Raw genomic sequence first — 18249 nt, 5'->3', positions numbered from 1 at the left:
CCCCACGTTTATTACCGGCAAGTAAATCACAGGTGTGATCTGCCTCGCAATAACGCCTTTTATCATTTACCGCTAAACTCGCCTCCTACTTTTTCGCTCTTTCTCAAGGCGACCTTGCCGGATCCGAGCACCACGCGGGGGCGCACGAGCCGCCGGGGCCTGAGCATGACCCGCGGCCTGACCGCCACCGGCAGCCGGTATGGGCGCGGCCCGCGCCGCCACCAGCGGGTGCCCCTGGACAGGCGACTCGGCCACCAGACGGCGTCGCCGACGTCCAGGGTGAGCGCGGTCACCAGTACGGAACGGACGATCATCGTGTCGAGCAGCACCCCCACGGCCACCGCGAAGGCGATCTGGACCGTCTGCGTCAGCGGAAGCACCACCAGCACCGCGAAGGTGCCGGCGAGCACGACCCCCGCCGAGGTGATCACACCGCCGGTCGCGCCCAGGCCGAGGATCGCGCTGTGCGCCGTGCTGTAGCGGTGCGCCTCCTCCCGGACCCGGTGCATGAGGAAGATGTTGTAGTCGACACCCAGCGCCACCAGCAGGACGAAGACCAGCAGGACGAACCCCTGGTCCACCCCGGCGAAACCGAAGAGGTGCGCGAACGCCAGCGAGCTGATTCCCAGTGTGGCCAGGAACGACAGCACCACGGTGGCCAGCAGCAGCATGGGCGCGATGAGCGAGCGCAGCAGTACCGCGAGCACCGCGAAGACCACGAGCAGCACCAGCGGGATGATCACCACCCGATCCCGCTGCGCGCCGCGCTCCAGGTCGGCGATGAGCGCCACGTTGCCGCCCACGTTGACGTCCGGGGCGGCGACCGCCCGCAGCCGGTCGCGCAGGGCGAGCACCTCGTGCTGCTCGGCCTCCTCTCCGTCGCCCCCGCGTACCGTCACGTTGAGCAGGATGTCGCCGTTGCCCGCGGCGCCCAGCGAGATCGCGGTGACCTCCGGTCGCTGCGCGGTGTCCACGATCACGTCCCTGACGTACTGCTCGGTGGTGACCACCTGGACCGGGTCGGCCTCGCCCGAGGGGAAGTGCCGCTCGGCGGCCTCCTGCCCGACCACCGAGTCCGGCCTGGAGAGGAAGACGTCGGCGTTGCCCAGCCCGCCCGCCCGGTAGGAGGCCAGCCCGGACGCGCACAGGCAGAGCCCGAGGACCGTGACGACCCACACCAGACGGGGGTTCGCGTGGATCCTCCTGCCCAGGGCGCCCCATCTGCCGTGGTCGGCGGGGTGCTCCTCGGCGTCCGGGTCGTGGTGCGGGACGAGCGGCCAGAAGACCCAGCGCCCGAAGACGACCATGACCGCGGGAAGCAGGGTCATCATGGCGAGCATCGCGCTGGTCACCCCGACCGCGGAGACCGGCCCGAGGCCCCTGGTGGAGTTGAGCTCGGCCACCACCAGGCAGAGCAGCGCGGCGACCACCGTCGCCGCGCTCGCCACCACCGCCGGCCCGGCCCTGCGCAGCGCGACCGCCATCGCCTCGTGCCGGTCGGCGTGCCTGCGCAACTCCTCGCGGTAGCGGGCGATGACCAGCAGCGCGTAGTCGGTGCCCGCGCCGATCACCAGGACCATGAGCAGCGAGACCGCCACGCTGCTGACCGTGATCGCGCCCGCGGCGGCGAGCAGGTAGTTCACCCCCATCGCGACGGCCAGCCCGACCAGCACCGTTCCCAGCGGGAAGAGCCAGAGGACCGCGCTGCGGTAGGTGATCAGGAGCACCACCACGGCCACGCCCATCGCGGCCAGCAGCAGGTCGCTGTCCACCGTCGAGAACACGGCCAGCGCGTCGGCCTGGAATCCGACCATGCCGGTGATGTACGCGGCCAGTCCCGCGGGGCGGCCCTCGTCCACCACCCGGCGGATCCGGTCGACGATCTCGGCGGTCTCCCTGCCGCCCTGGTCCCTGACGATCACCACGACCTGGACCGCCTCGCCGTCCCCGGACCGCTGCGTGGCGATCAACTTGATCGTCTTGGTCAGCCTGGGCGCCCGGAACTTCTGCTCGACCCTCCGCAGTTGCTCGGGCAGCCGTCCTCGGGCGTCCCGGTACGGCGCGAGTTCCCTGTCGAACTCCGCACGCCCGAAGGTCCTGCCGCCGGTGGGGGTGGGCATCTCGGCCACCACCCCGGGGACCCCGGCCAGTGCCTTGACGTCCCTGGCGATCTCGGCGTCGTCGGCCTCGCCGAGACCGCCAGGCCGCTCGTAGACGATCGTCGCCGGGGAGAGGTTCTCCCCCTGCATGCCGAGGATGCGCCTGACCGCCTGCGCGGAGTCCGCGCTGGCGGGGAGGTATCCGGCGACGTCGTCCTGCTGCACCGACTCCAGCCGCCCGGCGAGGGAGGCGGCCACGACGACGACGCCGAGCCAGACGAGCAGCACCACCCACTTCGTGCGCCGCCCGCACAGCAGCCCGGCCAGCGACGCCCCGTTCATCGGCCCGTGCTCAGCCGTCCCAGCAGGTGGTCGGCCATGGCCGCGACCGTCGGGTGTTCCCAGGCCATGGTCGGCTCGATCTCCAGCCCGTACTCGGCCTCGATGTCCCCGCAGAGGCTGAGCGAGTAGACGGAGTCCATGCCGTACTGGGCGACCGGCACCAGCGGGTCGATCTCCTCCGGCGGGCGCATGACGTAGGAGGCCACCCGCGCCCTCAGCCAGCCGCGGATGATGTCCAGGTCTGCGGCGATCCCAGCGTCGGCGGACATGCTCACACTCCTTCTGATCGGACGCGCGCGGCGACGGCCGCCGTGAGCTCGGCGTGGACGACGGGCAGCGATCCGTTCAGCAGCAGGTCACGGGTGCGCGAGCGCTGGATCTTGCCGCTGGTGGTCTTGCCCACTCCGCCGCGCCTGACCAGCACGACGCTCATCGACGGCAGCCCGAAGGACCTGGCGAGCTCACCCTGCACGCCACGGGCCAGCTCTTCCGCGGGGGCGTCGAGGCCCCGTTCGCGAATCTCCTGGACGAGCACCACGTGCTCGCCCCCGGCACGTACGCCGAAGGCCGCCCCGGCCCCCAGCGACGGGTGCGCCTGCCGGGCGGCCTCCTCCAGGTCCTGGGGATAGAGGTTGCGCCCGTTGACGATGACGACGTCCTTGATGCGGCCGGTGACGTACAGCTCGCCGTCCAGCAGGAAGCCCAGGTCCCCGGTCCGCAGGAACGGCCCCTCACCCGCGGCGGTGCGCCCGCGGAAGGCGTCGCGGGTCGCCTCCTCGCGCTGCCAGTACCCCCGCGCGACGCTCTCCCCCCGTACCCAGAGCTCTCCGACCCGCCCGTGCGGCAGCTCGGTTCCGGTGCCGGGATCGACGACGTGCACGGACATGCTGATCGGCCGCCCGCAGCCGACCAGTTCCACGCCTTCTCCCGGGTTGTCCACCGGAACCGCCTCGTGCCGCTCCAGCGCCGCGACGTCGAACCCGCGGACCGTCGGCCCGTGCCCCAGCGGGGTGGCGGTGATCACCAGGGTCGCCTCGGCCATGCCGTACGCCGGGGCCCACGCCTTCTCACTGAAGCCCGCGGCTCCGAAGCGGCGCACCATCGCGCGCAGCGTGCCGGTACGCACCGGCTCGGCCCCGTTGAGCGCGAAGCGCAGGCTGGACAGGTCGAGCCCGGCCACCTGGGCGTCGGTGACCCGGGCCGCGCACCACTCGTAGGCGAAGTTCGGCGCGACGGTGTATCCGGCCCGGTATCGGCTGATCATCTCCAGCCAGAGCGCGGGGCGCATGACGAAGGCGATCGGCGAGGCGAAGTAGAGGTCGCCGCCCGCGTAGATCGGCTGGAGCAGCATGCCGACCAGGCCCATGTCGTGGTAGTGCGGCAGCCAGCCCACCCCGACGCCCACCTTGGGCGAGCCGATCGCCCGCCAGATCTCCCCCTCGTTGTGGAGCAGGTTGGCGTGGGTGATCATGACGCCTCTGGGCTCGCTGGTGGAACCGGAGGTGTACTGCATGTAGGCGAGGGTGTCGGGCCCCATCCGGGGCATCGTCCAGTCCCCGGGGTCGGGGAGGTCGAGAGCGTCGGTGGCCACGCACTCGACGGTGCCGTCCAGGCCGACATCGCGCAGCCAGGCGTCGAGCATGTCCAGATTGGCCGAGTCGGTGAGCACCAGCCGCACGTCGGCGTCCTTGATGATCCCCTCGGCGCGTTCCAGCGCACGGGGATCGGTCTGCGGCAGCGGCGAGGGCACCGCGACCACCCGGGAGTACAGGCACCCCAGGAACGCCGCCAGGAACTCCAGACCGGCCGGGTGAAGCAGCAGCACCGTCTGGTCCGTCATCCGCCGCCCCGTCAGCCAGGCGCCGATCGACCTGGCCCGTGCGTCGAGCTCGGCGAAGGTCAGACGGTCCTGCTCGACGAGCTCGCCCCTGCGGTCCTCCACGAAGGTGTAGGACCGTTCGTGCCCGTGCCGGTCCACCTGCGCGCGCACCCACTGCACAAAGGACATCTGGTCATCTCCCATGATGGCAAGAGACCCCAACATAGGAGGAAAGATCAGCCGGTCCCAGGCCTGGGCCGCACAAGCTCTCACCCGGTTTTACGCCGAAAGTTAGTACTTTCCCCCTCCCCGTTTCCGCCCCACGAGCCCGTGTACGGGGGCACACGCGGGGGCATGGACGGAGCTGAATCTTGCCGAGTCAGGCGCACCTTGCTTAACATATGAGCAGATGTTCAGGTGTTGACAGAATGGATCTTACGATGGGTCACGGGCATGGCCACGGGCACCGCGCCGACGCCGACCGCCGCTACCTCGCGGCGGCGCTCGCCCTGCTGCTCGCCTTCATGGCGGCCGAGGTCGTCATCGGCATCGCCGCCAACTCCATCGCGCTGATCTCCGACGCCGGGCACATGCTCACCGACGCCGGCGCCATCGCGCTCGCACTGGTGGCGATGAGGATGGCGGCCCGCCCGGCCCGCGGCGCCTACACCTTCGGCTGGAAGCGGGCCGAGATCCTCTCCGCGGCAGTCAACGGGCTGACGTTCGTGGCGCTCGTCGCCTACTTCGTCTACGAGAGCGTGCGGCGGCTCATCGAGCCGCCCGAGGTCGCCGGAGCCCTGGTTTTCGGCACCGCCCTGGCCGGGATCGCGGTCAACGCCGTCGCCGCATGGCTCATCGCCAGGGCCGACCGGAGCAGCCTCAACGTGGAGGGCGCGTTCCAGCACATCCTCAACGACCTGTACGCGTTCGTGGCCACCGCGATCGCCGGCGCGGTCGTCTGGCTCACCGGCTGGGGCCGGGCCGACGCGATCGCCGCCCTGGTCGTCGCGGCCCTGATGGCCAAGGCGGCCTACGGCCTGCTGCGCGACGCCGGACGCATCCTGTTCGAGGCCGCGCCCGACGGGGTGAACCCGACCGAGGTGAGCGCCGCGATCATCGCCCACGCGAGCGTGACGGGTGTCGAGGACCTGCACGTGTGGACGGTGACCAGCGGCTTCCCCGCACTCTCCGCGCACGTGACCGTCATGCCCGGCGGCGACTGCCACCGGGTCCGCCGCGAGCTGGCCGAACTGCTGCACCAGCGCTTCCACATCGACCACACCACACTGCAGGTCGACCACGTCCCCGGCACGGCATGCCACATGATCACCGGCTGAGGCAGGCCTCGAAGACCGCGGTGAGCCGGGCGATCACCGCCTCACGGTCGGGGACGTCGCTCGACTCGGGGCCGTAGAGCTGGCGCATCGTGCCGTTCCCGGTGATGAGCGCGGTGGCGATTCTCGCCCGGAAGGCCGCGTCGGGACCGGAGAGCCTTGCCGACAGGGGCTCCAGGATCGCCGAGCTGACCCGGTCCCGGATGAGATCGTGGATCTCCGGGCAGTTGGACGACCGGATGAGCGCGGCCATCACCGGACTCGCCTGGTCCGAGCGGAGCCGCTCGGCGATGTACTCTGCCAGGCGCCGAGGGAGCTCCTCCTCGGGGAAGTCCAGTACGCCGGGGAAGCGTCCCTGCATCGCGAGCACCTCGGCGAACAGCTCTCGTTTGCTGCCGAAGTAACGGTTGATCAGCGCTATGTTGGCATCCGCCTCGGCGGCGATCAGCCGCATCGTCACCTGGTCGTAGCCAAGGTCGGCGAACAGCCGGCGGGCGGCGTCGAGGATGCGCCGCCTGGTGCCCTCCCTGTCGCGCTGCCGTGTCTCATCCACCTACGCGATCCTTCCAGATTTGACGAGTAAACAAGCGTCTACTAACTTAATATGTACTCTACATGCATTGGGGGACGGTTCATGCCGACCGAACAACAGATCCAGGCCGAGGCCGCACCGGGTTTCACCCACAAACAGGTGCTGGAGATCCTGGCCGGACTGATGCTCGCCATGCTGACGTCGATGATCTCGACGTCCGTGGTGGGAACCGCGTTGCCGACGATCGTCGGCACGCTCGGCGGCCAGGACCAGCTCGCATGGGTGGCCAGCGCGACCCTGCTGACCATGACCGCCTCCACCCCGATCTGGGGCAAGGTATCCGACCTCTACGGCCGCAAGCTCATGTTCCAGGTCGCCCTGGTCGTCTTCGCGGTGTCCTCCGTAGCCGCCGGGTTCTCCCAGGACATGGGCCAGCTCATCGCCGCCAGAGCGGTGCAGGGCATCGGCGCCGGCGGGCTCGCCGCGCTCCCGCAGATCATCCTCGGCGACGTGGTGGAGCCCCGCGAGCGCGGCCGCTACTCCGGCTACATCGGCGCGGTCTTCGGCGTCTCGACGGTGGCCGGCCCGCTGCTCGGCGGGTTCATCGTGGACAACATGTCCTGGCGCTGGACGTTCTGGATCTGCGTGCCGCTGGCCGTGGTCGCGTTCGTCGTCATCCAGAAGGTGCTGAAGCTGCCCTTCACCCGCCGCGACACCAAGGTCGACTGGTGGGGCGCGACCTTCATCACCGGCGGCACCACCGCGCTGATGCTGCTGCTCTCCCTCGGCGGCAAGGAGTTCGGCTGGAACTCCGGGTGGACCTACGGCCTGGGCGCGCTCAGCCTGGTGATGTTCGGCCTGGCCGTCGTCGCCGAGCGCAGGGCGGCCGACCCGATCCTGCCCCCGCACCTGTTCCGCAACCGCACCTTCGTGCTCACCTCCGTCGCCTCCCTGCTGGTCGGCGCGGCGATGTTCGGCGCGCTGATGTTCCTGCCCCAGTACCTGCAGATCGTCAAGGGCATGAGCCCCACCGGCTCCGGCCTGATGACCCTTCCCCTGGTGCTCGCCCTGCTCGTCTCCTCGATCGCGGTCGGCAGGTTCGTCAGCAGGACCGGCCGGTGGAAGATCTTCCCCGTGGTGGGCATGCTGCTGGTCGGACTCGGCCTGTTCCTCCTGTCGCGCCTGCACGTCGACAGCTCGCTGCTGCTCGTCGGCGTCGACAACGCGGTGCTCGGCGTCGGGCTCGGCGCCACCATGCAGATCCTGATCCTGGCCGCGCAGAACGCGGTGTCCAGGGCGGACCTCGCCTCGACGACCTCCGGCGTGTCGTTCTTCCGCTCCCTGGGCAGCGCGGTGGGTGTCGCCGCCTTCGGCGCGATCCTGGCCAACCGCCTCACCGCGGAGCTGATCTCCCTGGCGAAGGCCGCGAAGCTGCCGCTGAGCGGTGGCGCGACCCCCAACCTCGGCTCCCCCGAGGTCATCCACCAGCTCCCCGCACCGGTCCTGGAGATCATCCTGGAGGCCTTCACCCGGGCGATGAGCGCGGTCTTCCTGGTCGGCGTCCCGATCGCCGTCCTCGCCGCGGTGACCGCCCTGATGATCAAGGAGATCCCGCTGCGCTCGGCCCGGTCCGCCGCCCCGGCCACCGCCGCCGATCCGGCCGCCCCGCCGGTCACCGTCGGCAGGTAGCGAACCTCCCCGCACACCGCCCGGGGCCGGCCCACTCTCCGCCGGCCCCGGGCTCCGGTGCACGGGAGGGCAGGGTGCGATCCCGCCGCCCGGGAGTGACGGCGGTCAGAGCGTCCACTTCTGGTTGGCCCAGCCGTTGCAGTTCCACAACTGCACCTTGGTGCCGTTCGAGCCGATGGTGCCCAGGTCCGCGTCCAGGCAACGCCCGTTGTACATGCTGTAGATCGTGTGGCTCGTCGCGTCGTAGATCCACTTCTGGTTGGCCCAGCCGTTGCAGTCCCAGAGCTGCACCTTGGTGCCGTTCGCGTTGATAGTGCCCAGGTCCGCGTCCAGGCAGCGCCCGTTCTCCCTGCTGTGGATCGTGTGGCTGGACACGTCATAGCTCCACGACTGGTTGTCCCAGCCGTTGCACCCCCACAGCTGCACCTTGGTGCCGTTCGGGCCGATGGTGCCCAGGTCGGCGTCCAGGCAGCGCCAGTTCTGGTGGCTGCGGATGGGCCCCCAGGCGGCGGACACCGAACTCGAGGCGGTCACCGCACCGGGGACGAACCCCGCGCAGCCGAGCGCGACCGCCGCCGCCGACGCCAGCACCCTGAATCTCCGTCGCATCGTCGATGCTCTCCTTCCTGCGGGTCACGGGAATGGAGAGCGACGTGCACCATCGGAAGACCCCCGCCCCCGATGACCACTCTCCGCAGCAGAACGTACACGCAGGGCGATCGGTTTCAGGGTGGCGACACGACGGTCGGCGTTTCGCGGGACGCGGCCACCCGGTGGCCTCCCCCGGAGGGAGGCCACCGGGGGACTCACCTGGAGGCCGTCGCGCGCTCGGCCGCGGTGATCGCGTTGCGGAACAGCATCGCGACGGTGGTGGGCCCGACCCCGCCGACCCTGGGGGTGATGGCCCCGGCCACCTGGGCGCAGGACTCGTCGACGTCGGGCAGCAGGCGCCTGCCCTCGTAGCGCACGCCGCCGCCGATGACCACGGCACCGGGCTTGACGTGCTCGGGCTGGATGATGCCCGGCACACCCGCGGCGGCGACGAGGACGTCGGCGCGGCGCGTGTAGCGGGGCCAGTCGCTCACCCCGGTGTGCACGACGGTGACGGCGGCGTTCGCCGTCGGGCGCTTCTGCGCGAGAAGGATCGACAGGGGCCGCCCGAGCGTGGCCCCGCGCCCGAGGATCACCACCTCACGACCGGCGACCGGGATGTCGTAGTAGGCCAGCAGCGCCTCGATCCCCGCGGGCGTGCACGGCAGCGGGCCGGGGAGCTCCAGCGCCAGCCGCCCGATGTTGAGCGGGTGCATGCCGTCGACGTCCTTGTCGGGATCCATGACCTGCAGGGCCCGGTCGTAGTCGAGGTGCCTGGGGACGGGATGCTGCACGAGCAGCCCGTGCACCGCCGGGTCGTCGTTGAACGCGGTGATGACCGCGTGCAGGTCCGCCTGGGTGGCGCTCGCGGGCAGGTGCTCGTGCGGCGAGGCGAAACCGAGCTCGGCGGCCTGCCGCTGCTTGATCCGGATGTATCCGGCGCTGGCGTCGTCGTCTCCGACGAGGACCGTCGCCAGGCTCGGGGTGACGCCCCCGCGGGTCAGCGCGGCCGCCCGCGCGGCCACGTCGTCGAGGATGCTCTGCGCGACCGGGCCGCCGGGAAGCAGCCGGGCGGACGGCGCGCTCCCGGGCTCCGAGCCGTCTGAGCCGTTTCGAACGGGCTGGGACATACGTGTCCTCTCGGCGTGGGCGCCCAGGCGGTCGACTCCCACGACGAGCTCCCCGATGGTTGATGCCATCCCCTTGCCGCCAGTCGCGTCATCCCCCAGGATGCCCGATCGGCATCCTGAAGGTCGAACCGCCCCCACCCGTCAGGAGGGGGTGCCGAGCCGGGCCAGGCGGCTCACCGCCTCGTCGATGACCTCGTCCCGCTTGCAGAAGGCGAAGCGGACGAAGTGGCTGCCACGCTCGGGGCGGGCGTAGAAGACCTGGGTGGGGACGGCGACCACGCCCGCCAGGGACGGCAGCTCCCGGGCCAGGGCGAGGCCGTCGGTGAAGCCGAGGGGGCGGATGTCGGTCTGCACGAAGTAGGTGCCCGCGGGGCGGTAGACCTCGAAGCCCGCCGCGGCCAGCCCCACCGCCAGCCGGTCGCGCTTGGACTCCAGGTCGGCCCGGAGCCGGGAGACCCAGTCCAGCTCGTGGCGGAGGCCGTGGGCGACGGCGAGCTGCCAGGGCGCGGCGGCGGTGAAGGTGAGGAACTGCTTGACGGTCTGCACGGCCCTGACCAGCTCGGCCGGCCCGCAGATCCAGCCGGTCTTCCAGCCGGTGACCGAGAAGGTCTTGCCCGCCGAGGAGATCATCACGGTCCGCTCGCGCATGCCGGGCAGGGTGGCCAGCGGGACGTGCTCGACGCCGTCGAAGGTCAGGTGCTCGTAGACCTCGTCGGTGACGGCGACCAGATCGCGCTCCTGGCAGAGCAGGGCGATCTCCTCCAGCTCGGCCCGGGTGAGGACCGTGCCGGTGGGATTGTGCGGGGAGTTGACCAGGATGACGCGGGTGCGCGGTCCGGCCGCGGCGCGCAGCTCGGCGGGGTCGAAGGTGAAGCGGCCCTCGACGGGGCGCAGGGTGACCGGGCGGAGCACCGCTCCGGCGAGGGCGACGGAGGCCGCGTAGGAGTCGTAGTACGGTTCGAACGCGATCACCTCGTCCCCCGGCTCGCAGAGCGCCAGGATCGCCGCCGCGACGGCCTCGGTGGCGCCGACGGTGACGAGGATCTCGCCGTCGGGATCATAGGAGAGGCCGTAGTGGTCCTTGCGGTGCTCGCAGACGGCCTGGCGCAGCTCGGGCACACCCGGCCCCGGCGGGTACTGGTTGGCGCCCTCGCGGATCGCCGACACCGCACGCTCCAGCATCGCCGCGGGCCCGTCGGTGTCGGGAAAGCCCTGCCCCAGATTGATCGAACCCGTCCGCAGGGCCAGCGCCGACATCTCGGCGAAGATGGTCGTGCCGAACCCGCGCATCCGTGTCACCAGAGGATCGTCCACGCGCCCCAGCGTAATCGGCGCCCCGGATCACTCGTCCGCGACCGTGCGGGTACGGCGCCGGCGCGGATCAACCGATCACTCCACCTCGCATACCGCCGGAGTCGTCGGTGCGCGAGACCGGCACCGGCCACCTGGCGCTCCGCGGACGAGGACCATCCGCCGCGCCACAGCTGTTACGGTCTTTCGTGGCGTGAGGAGGGGGCTTGGCGGTGCTGGTCGTCCATGGGGCCTGGGTCGGTGACAGGCTGGCGCTGTGGGGGGAGGATGCGGGCGGTTCCGCTGGGAGCGCCTCTCGGGCGAAGGTCCGGCCGCATCCGTTCGCGGCCCCGGCGAAGGGCATGGCGGACGGGGTGTCGCTCTGGGGAGAGATCCCGGCGGCGTCCGTGGGCAAGGCCGTCGCCGACGAGCTCGTCCTGCTGCTGCCCGGCTCCGCACGGAGCCCGCTGCCCTCCGCCGAGTCCGGGATCGAGATCGGCGCGCGGCAGCCGAGGATCGGCTCCTGGCGGGTGCCCGCCCTGCTGATCGAGCCCGGCGCGGCACTGAGCCTGCTCGACGCCGTGGACGAGATGACCCGTCTTCCGGCGGGAGCGTACGAACCCGACGAGTTCCCCGACGGAGAGGACCGGGCGCCGATCCCGGGCGCGTCCCTGCGCTACCTCGCCGTCGTCGCGGCGTACGCCCGCGACCTGATCCGCCGGGGCCGGGTGCTGCCACAGCTCGTCGCCGAGGACGCGGGCCACGCGGCCCGGTGGCGTCCCGTGCTGACCGGCCCCTACGCGACCCGCTTCGGTGAGCTGGCCGCCGCGATGCCGCCCGTCTGCCGTGCCGTCGCCGAGGAGCGCCCCTCGACCCACGTGCTGATCGAGGCCGTGGCCTGCCTGACCGACGCCGCGGTACGGCGGGCGCTCCCCGACCGCCTGCTCGGCGGGCACCGGCCGGGACCGCGCGCTCCTCTCCCGGACCGCTGGATGGTCGCCCTCACCGGTGCGGACGCCGCGCTTCCCGGGCTGACCCGGACCTCGGCGGAGAAGCTGGCCGAGCCGCTCCGGGAATGGTTCGACTCCGCGCACCGGCTCGACGGCCCGGTCAGGGTGTGCTTCCGGCTGACCGAGCCCGAGAGCGGTCCCGAGAGCGGTCCCGAGCCCGAGCCCGCCCGCGACCTCGTCGCGGAGTACGGCGGCCGTCCGGCGCCGCCGCCCGACGGCTCCCGCTGGCGGCTGGAGTTCGCCCTCCAGTCGTCGGACGACCCGAGCCTCTACCTCCCCGCACCGCTCATCTGGGCCGGCGAGACCGCCCCCGGCCTGCCGGGACGCCCCGACGAGGCGCTGCTCGCCGGGCTCGGCCGGGCGGCACGTCTTTACCCCAGGGTGGGAGACGCGCTGCGCGACCGCCGCCCCGCCGAGCTGGTCCTCGACACGGCGGGCGCGTTCGCGTTCCTCCGCCAGGCCGCCCCGCTCCTGCAGGCCGCCGGGTTCGGCGTGCAACTGCCCGCCTGGGCCGGCACCACGAGGCTCGGCCTCAAGCTCACCGCCCGCTCGCAGCCGACCGGTCCCGGCGCGGCGGCCGACCAGGGTTTCGGGCTGCGGCAGCTGGTGGACTTCCGGATGGACCTGGCGATCGGCGACGAGACGATCAGCGAGGAGGAGCTGGCCGAGCTGGCCAGGCTCAAGGTGCCGCTGGTCCGGGTGCGGGGCCGCTGGGTCGAGCTGGACGACCGGCAGCTCACCGCCGCGCTCAGAGCCGTCGAGCGGCGCCGGTCGGGTGAGATGACCGTCGGCGAGGTGATCCAGGAGGTCATCCACGGCGGCGACGACGAGTTGCCGGTCGTCACGGTGGACGCCGACGGCCTCCTCGGCGACCTGCTGTCCGGCGAGGCCGACCGCCGCCTCGTGCCGATCACGACTCCGGCCGACTTCCAGGGGGTGCTCAGGCCGTACCAGGAGCGCGGGCTGTCCTGGCTCAGCTTCATGTCCGAGATCGGGCTCGGCGGCATCCTCGCCGACGACATGGGCCTGGGGAAGACCGCGCAGACCCTCTCCCTGCTGCTCAACGAGCGCGCGACGGGTGTGCGACTGGGGCCGACCCTGCTGGTCTGCCCGATGTCGCTGCTCAGCAACTGGCAGAAGGAGGCCGCCAGGTTCGCCCCCTCGCTGGAGGTCTACCTGCACCACGGCACCACCAGGCTGCGCGAGGCGGACCTCGCCCGGCGGGTGGAGGGGGCGGACCTGGTCCTCACCACGTACGGCACCGCCCTGCGGGACCGTGAGACGCTGGCCGGCCTCTCCTGGGCCAGGGTCGTCTGCGACGAGGCGCAGGCCATCAAGAACAGCGCCGCCAGGCAGGCACAGGCCGTACGGGCGCTGCCGGCCAGGAGCAGGTTCGCGCTGACCGGCACGCCGGTCGAGAACCATCTGGCCGAGCTCTGGTCCCTGATGGAGTTCTGCAACCCCGGCCTGCTCGGTTCGGCCAGGGCGTTCCGGGAACGCTACCAGGAGCCGATCGAGCGGAACGGCGACGCCACCGCGACCGCCGCGCTCCGGCGTGCCACCGGGCCGTTCGTACTCCGGCGCCTCAAGACCGACAAGACCATCATCTCCGACCTGCCGGACAAGATGGAGATGAAGGTCTGGTGCACCCTCACCCCCGAGCAGGCCACCCTCTACCAGGCGGTGGTCACCGACATGATGGACAGGATCGCCGGCAGCGAGGGCATCGAGCGGCGCGGCAACGTGCTCGCGACCATGCTGAAGCTCAAGCAGGTCTGCAACCACCCGGCGCACCTGCTCAAGGACAACTCGCGGCTGTCCGGCCGGTCGGGGAAGCTGGCCCGGCTGGAGGAGTTGGCGGAGGAGATCGTCGGCGAGGGCGACAAGGCTCTGGTCTTCACCCAGTACGCCGAGTTCGGCACGCTGCTCCAGCCGTACCTCTCGGCGCATCTGGACCGCCCGGTGCTCTGGCTGCACGGCGGGCTGCCGAAGAGACAGCGGGACGCGCTGGTGGAGCGGTTCCAGGACGACGACGAGCCGATGCTCTTCCTGCTCTCGCTCAAGGCGGCGGGCACCGGGCTCAACCTGACCGCGGCCAACCATGTCATCCATGTGGACCGGTGGTGGAATCCCGCCGTGGAGAACCAGGCGACCGACCGGGCGTTCCGAATCGGCCAGACCAGGAACGTGCAGGTCAGGAAGTTCATCTGCGTCGGCACCCTGGAGGAGAGGATCGACGAGATGATCGAGCGCAAGCAGGCGCTCGCCGAGAGCGTCGTCGGCACCGGCGAGGACTGGATCACCGGCCTGTCCACCGACCGGCTGCACGAGCTGTTCCGCCTCGGGCCGGAGGCCGTCTCATGAGTGGGCGCGGCGCGTCTTCGGTACGGGTCCGCAAGGAGGCGTCATGAGCAGGAGCGGCTGGTTCGAACCGTCCGTGCCGATCCGGGTCGAGGGCGGCATCCGGGTCCGCAGCAAGCGGGGCTCGATCGGCGAGCGGTGGTGGTCGCGCCGGTTCATCGACATCCTCGAAGGCGTCTGCGACCCGGGCAGGCTCGGCCGGGGCCGCTCGTACGCCCGCTCCGGCCAGGTCCTCGACACGGAACTCGGGCCGGGGCTGGTCACGGCCCGGGTCCAGGGGTCTCGGCGCACCCCGTACCTGGTCGAGATCCGGATCACCTCCTACCGGGCGGACCAGTGGCGTGAGCTCACCGACGCGCTGGCCGCCCAGGCCCTCTACCGGGCCAGGCTGCTCGCCGGTGAGATGCCGCCGGAGATCGAGGACGCCTTCCGCGCCTGCCGCCTGCCGCTCTTCCCCGGCACCGGCGACCTGGACATGACCTGCTCGTGTCCCGACCGGGGTTCCCCCTGCAAACACCTGTCCGCCGTGCTGTACGTGCTGGCCGAGAGGTTCGACGACGACCCGTTCCTGGTGCTGGCCTGGCGGGGCATCGCCAGGGACGCCCTGCTCGACGCCCTCCGCGAGGCGGGCGGCACCGCGACCGGCTCCGGCTCCGGCGAGCGCGGCCCCGGGCTGTTCGACGTGGACGACGCGCCGTTCGCCGACCGGCTGGCCTCCTTCTACGAGCCGAGCGTCTCCGCGGCCCGGCTCCGCGACCGTACCGGTCTCCCCGCTCCTCCGCCCGACCTGCTGCTGCGCACCCTCGACCCGCCACAGGTCAAGGCCCGGCACATCCCGATCCTGGACCTCCTCCGCCCCGCCTACCGGACCTTCGCCGACAGCGACGACAGCTGACCCGGCGCCGGTCACCGGTCGCCCCGCCGCTGACGGGTGGGAGGATCCTGCGGCACTTTCCCGAGGCGGGGACGGAGGCCGGGCGCGCCCGGCCGGTGGGGCGTCGCCGATCGGCGACGGCGGTGAACCCGCCTCAACCGGTTACCGCGAAGCTCCGGAGCACGTCGGCGATCTCATCGACCTCGGTGAGCTTGCCCGAGGCGACGGCGATGACGAGGTCATAGGCCTCGTCATCGCCGGTGTCGATCGCCCTCCCGTTCCATGCCAGGAAGACGACCGTCGCCACCCACGCCACCCGCTTGTTTCCATCCACGAACGGATGATTGGCGGCCAGTGAATGAAGCAGGGCCGCGGCTTTGGCGAACAGGTCCGGATATGCCCTCTGCCCGAACATGGACGCCTGGGGTCTGTGCACGGCGGAATCGAGCAGACCCAGGTCGCGCAGTTCCGGCGTGGCTCCGATGGCCAACTCCGCGAGATCGAGAACCTGCTCCACCGTGAGACAGCGGGTCATTCGGCGAGCCGATCAAGAACGGGTTTCCATCGGCGCACCGCTTCCACGCCGAGCCGATGAACCTCCTCGTCATCGGAATGGCGAACCAGGTATTCCTCCACGGCCGCCAGCACCACCTGCTGCATGCTCCGCCCCTCTCGCTCCGCGCGTCGCCGGAGGGCTTCGGTCTGCTCGTCGGAGAGTCGCAATGTCATAGCCATGCCTCCCACCGTACGGCGAATCCGGTATCACGGCGATACCATAACCGAGAGGATAGGAGTCATTACCCAGAGTGGCAGTTCGTTTTACCGGACGACGTCCGGCAAGGACCTCACCTCCCCGGTCCGGCCGGTCGGCGGGGTGGGTGATCACCGCCTGACCAGGGTTAAGCCGAGCCGCCGGAGGACCCCGTGATGACGTCGCGGTACCAGTGGTAGCTGGCCTTGGGGGTGCGGGCCTGGGTGGCGTAGTCGACGTGCACCAGGCCGAAGCGGGCGGCGTAGCCCCTGGCCCATTCGAAGTTGTCGAGCAGCGACCAGCAGAAGTAGCCGCGCACCTCCACCCCCTCGGCGATGGCGGCCCCGGTGGCGGCCAGGTGCTCGCGCAGGTAGGCGATGCGACCGGTGTCGTCGAGGTCGCCGTAGTCGCCGTAGCCGTTCTCGGTGACGAAGACCGGCGGCAGTCCGCTGAAGCGGGCGGCGAGCCCGGTGAGGGTGTCCCACAGGCCACGCGGCTCGATCCGCCAGCCGAGCCCGCTGGTCCCCGGCCCGTCCGGCATGACCGTGCGCACGCCGATGTCGTAGGCGGAGCGGAGCGCTGGATCGGGCTGGACGTACGGGGCCGCGGCCGCGTGAATCGGGTAGTAGTAGTTCACCCCGAGGAAGTCCAGCGGCGCCGAGATGAGCTCCAGATCGCCGTCACGGCGGAAGGAGAAGTCGCTGATCTCCCCGTAGACCTCGGCCATGTCCGCCGGGTAGGCGCCGCCCAGCAACGGCTCGGTGAACTGCCGGTTGACCATCAGGTCCATCCGGCGGGCCGCTGCGGCGTCCTCGGCCGACGGGCTCGCGGGCACGCCGGGCGACATGTTGAGCGTGACGCCGACCTGCTCGCCCTGCCTGGCGTTCTCCCGCAGTCGGGCGCATGCCAGGCCGTGCCCGACGAGCAGGTGGTGCGCCGAGGCCAGGGCTCCATGCCCCTCACGGGCACCGGGCGCGTGGCGGCCCTCGGCGTACCCGGTGATCGAGGAGCAGTATGGCTCGTTCAGCGTGGTCCAGTACGGCACCCCGTCCAGGGCCTCGTGCACCGTGGCGGCGTAGTCGGCGAAACGCTCGGCGGTGTCGCGCACCCGCCACCCGCCACGATCCTCCAGCGCCTGGGGCAGGTCCCAGTGGTAGAGCGTGACGAACGGCATGATGTCCCGCTCACGAAGCCCGTCGATCAGGCGGCGGTAGAAGTCGAGGCCGCGCCGCTCGACGCGGCCGCCCCCGTCGGGGAACACCCTCGGCCAGGCCACCGAGAGCCGGTAGGCGCCGACGCCGAGGCCGGCGAGGAGCTCCACGTCCTCGGGCCAGCGACGGTAGTGGTCGCAGGCGGGGTCGCCCGACTCCCCCGCCGCCACCGCCCCCGGGACACGGGAGAAGACGTCCCAGATCGACGGGCCCCGGCCGTCGGCGTCGACGGCCCCCTCGATCTGGTACGCGGAGGTGGCCACTCCCCAGACGAAACCGGCCGGGAAGGCCCCGGCTCCGGGGACGCACTCTTCGGTCGTCGTCATCCCTTGATCGCCCCTGACATGATGCCTCCGATGATCTGCCGGCCGAGGAGCGCGAACACGACCACCATGGGGATGGTCGCGATCACGGCACCGGTCAGCACTAGTGCGAAGTCGGTCGTGTAGCCGCTGGCCAGGCTGGAGAGCGCGACCTGGACCGTCGGGTTCTCCGGGGTCAGCACCACCAGTGGCCAGAAGAAGTCGTTCCAGGCCTGCATGAAGGTGAACAGCCCCAGTACCGCCGCGGCGGGCCGGGCGGCGGGCAGCACCACGTGCCAGAACAGCCGGATCGTGGTGCAGCCGTCCATCCGACCGGCCTCCAGCAGCTCGTCGGGCACCGCGCCGGAGAGGTACTGCGTCATGAAGAACACGCCGAACGCCGTCACCAGGCCGGGGACGATCACCGCCTCGATTCGCCCGGTCCAGCCCAGCTCGCCCATGAGGATGTAGAGCGGGATGATACCGAGCTGGTGCGGGACCGTCGTGGTGGCGATCGCCGCCACCAGTAGGCCGCCGCGTCCCCGGAAGCGGAGCTTGGCGAAGGCGAACCCCGCCAAAGTGGAGAAGAGGACCACCGAGACGGTGACGGTGCCCGACACCAGGAAGGAGTTGAACAGGGCCTGCCCGAAGGCCGTGGTGTCGAAGACCCTGGCGATGTTGTCGAACAGGTGGCCACCCGGCACCAGCACGGGGGGCACCTTGGCGATCGCGTCGTTGCTCTGCGAGGCCACGACGAGCGACCAGTAGACCGGGAACAGTGAGCCGAGCAGGAACGCGACGAGCGCCGCGTAGGTCCAGAACCCCGCCGAGCGCGGCGGCCTGGCACGGCGCGGTCCGGGCGGGCGCGGGACGTCCGCCCGGGGCGGGGAGGGAGAGGTGATGGTCGCCATGGG

General features: G+C 71.3%; 15 protein-coding genes and 1 riboswitch. Of the genes, 4 read left to right on the top strand and 11 right to left on the bottom strand.

Translation table 11 applies throughout. From position 1 onward, the window contains the following. Positions 1-62 precede the first annotated feature (62 nt). Genes ACFQVD_RS02280 through ACFQVD_RS02270 form a run of 3 tightly spaced genes read right to left on the bottom strand, consistent with a single transcriptional unit; the run spans position 63 to position 4449 of the window. Positions 63-2441, bottom strand: a complete 2379-nt coding sequence (locus ACFQVD_RS02280) for an MMPL family transporter (protein ID WP_343967261.1) — start codon at positions 2439-2441, stop codon at positions 63-65. Continuing rightward, a complete protein-coding gene (locus tag ACFQVD_RS02275) occupies positions 2438-2710 on the bottom strand; it encodes an acyl carrier protein (protein WP_343967263.1) in 273 nt (90 codons plus the stop codon). The genes ACFQVD_RS02280 and ACFQVD_RS02275 overlap by 4 nt, the downstream gene beginning before the upstream one ends. A gap of 2 nt (positions 2711-2712) precedes the next feature. Further along, positions 2713-4449, bottom strand: a complete 1737-nt coding sequence (locus ACFQVD_RS02270; protein ID WP_343967265.1) for a fatty acyl-AMP ligase — start codon at positions 4447-4449, stop codon at positions 2713-2715. A gap of 251 nt (positions 4450-4700) precedes the next feature. On the opposite strand from ACFQVD_RS02270, the gene ACFQVD_RS02265 reads away from it, so the two are divergent. After that, positions 4701-5597: a cation diffusion facilitator family transporter gene (locus tag ACFQVD_RS02265; RefSeq protein WP_364153361.1), complete on the top strand. Its 897-nt coding sequence runs from the start codon at positions 4701-4703 to the stop codon at positions 5595-5597. Here the strand turns inward: ACFQVD_RS02265 and ACFQVD_RS02260 are convergent. After that, positions 5587-6147, bottom strand: coding sequence for a TetR/AcrR family transcriptional regulator (locus ACFQVD_RS02260; RefSeq protein WP_343967269.1), 561 nt, complete (start codon positions 6145-6147; stop codon positions 5587-5589). The two genes, ACFQVD_RS02265 and ACFQVD_RS02260, sit on opposite strands and share 11 nt — an antisense overlap. Before the next feature lie 81 nt (positions 6148-6228). Between ACFQVD_RS02260 and ACFQVD_RS02255 the strand changes: the two genes are divergently transcribed. Continuing rightward, on the top strand, positions 6229-7815 hold the full coding sequence (locus ACFQVD_RS02255) for an MDR family MFS transporter (RefSeq protein WP_343967271.1): 1587 nt from the start codon (positions 6229-6231) through the stop codon (positions 7813-7815). 105 nt (positions 7816-7920) lie between these two features. On the opposite strand, the gene ACFQVD_RS02250 is transcribed toward ACFQVD_RS02255, so the two are convergent. The 3 genes from ACFQVD_RS02250 to ACFQVD_RS02240 all read right to left on the bottom strand — a co-directional run bounded on the left by ACFQVD_RS02250 (position 7921) and on the right by ACFQVD_RS02240 (position 10850). Further along, a complete protein-coding gene (locus ACFQVD_RS02250) occupies positions 7921-8424 on the bottom strand; it encodes an RICIN domain-containing protein (RefSeq protein ID WP_343967273.1) in 504 nt (167 codons plus the stop codon). A 197-nt stretch (positions 8425-8621) separates the two neighbouring features. Beyond that, the gene (locus ACFQVD_RS02245) at positions 8622-9536 is read right to left on the bottom strand and encodes a bifunctional 5,10-methylenetetrahydrofolate dehydrogenase/5,10-methenyltetrahydrofolate cyclohydrolase (protein ID WP_343967678.1); all 915 of its coding nucleotides are present in this window, start codon (positions 9534-9536) and stop codon (positions 8622-8624) included. A 14-nt stretch (positions 9537-9550) separates the two neighbouring features. Continuing rightward, positions 9551-9633, bottom strand: a riboswitch (ZMP/ZTP riboswitch). Positions 9634-9677: 44 nt separating this feature from the next. Beyond that, positions 9678-10850: a pyridoxal phosphate-dependent aminotransferase gene (locus ACFQVD_RS02240; protein ID WP_343967276.1), complete on the bottom strand. Its 1173-nt coding sequence runs from the start codon at positions 10848-10850 to the stop codon at positions 9678-9680. Positions 10851-11059: 209 nt separating this feature from the next. Here ACFQVD_RS02240 and ACFQVD_RS02235 point away from each other — a divergent pair, with 209 nt between their 5' ends. Together ACFQVD_RS02235 and ACFQVD_RS02230 are read left to right on the top strand one after the other, a co-directional pair. Next, complete coding sequence (locus ACFQVD_RS02235) at positions 11060-14200, top strand: DEAD/DEAH box helicase (RefSeq protein ID WP_386274473.1); 3141 nt, start codon at positions 11060-11062, stop codon at positions 14198-14200. Positions 14201-14243: 43 nt separating this feature from the next. Continuing rightward, the gene (locus ACFQVD_RS02230) at positions 14244-15092 is read left to right on the top strand and encodes an SWIM zinc finger family protein (protein ID WP_343967281.1); all 849 of its coding nucleotides are present in this window, start codon (positions 14244-14246) and stop codon (positions 15090-15092) included. Between the two features lie 133 nt (positions 15093-15225). On the opposite strand, the gene ACFQVD_RS02225 is transcribed toward ACFQVD_RS02230, so the two are convergent. From ACFQVD_RS02225 to ACFQVD_RS02210, 4 genes are all read right to left on the bottom strand, one after another. Further along, positions 15226-15606: a type II toxin-antitoxin system death-on-curing family toxin gene (locus ACFQVD_RS02225; protein ID WP_343967284.1), complete on the bottom strand. Its 381-nt coding sequence runs from the start codon at positions 15604-15606 to the stop codon at positions 15226-15228. Then, positions 15603-15800 (bottom strand): FitA-like ribbon-helix-helix domain-containing protein, encoded by a 198-nt coding sequence (locus tag ACFQVD_RS02220; RefSeq protein WP_350952663.1) that lies wholly within the window; start codon positions 15798-15800, stop codon positions 15603-15605. Before ACFQVD_RS02220 ends, ACFQVD_RS02225 begins: the two co-directional genes overlap by 4 nt. Before the next feature lie 170 nt (positions 15801-15970). Continuing rightward, positions 15971-17359: a GH1 family beta-glucosidase gene (locus tag ACFQVD_RS02215; protein ID WP_343967288.1), complete on the bottom strand. Its 1389-nt coding sequence runs from the start codon at positions 17357-17359 to the stop codon at positions 15971-15973. Continuing rightward, complete coding sequence (locus tag ACFQVD_RS02210; protein WP_343967290.1) at positions 17356-18246, bottom strand: carbohydrate ABC transporter permease; 891 nt, start codon at positions 18244-18246, stop codon at positions 17356-17358. Before ACFQVD_RS02210 ends, ACFQVD_RS02215 begins: the two co-directional genes overlap by 4 nt. Positions 18247-18249 lie beyond the last annotated feature (3 nt).

It is taken from the genome of Streptosporangium amethystogenes subsp. fukuiense (assembly GCF_042665875.1).
GTDB classification, from domain to species: domain Bacteria; phylum Actinomycetota; class Actinomycetes; order Streptosporangiales; family Streptosporangiaceae; genus Streptosporangium; species Streptosporangium fukuiense.
The sequence above is the reverse complement of the archived record's forward strand: the minus strand, read 5'-3'. Positions and strand labels throughout refer to the sequence as shown.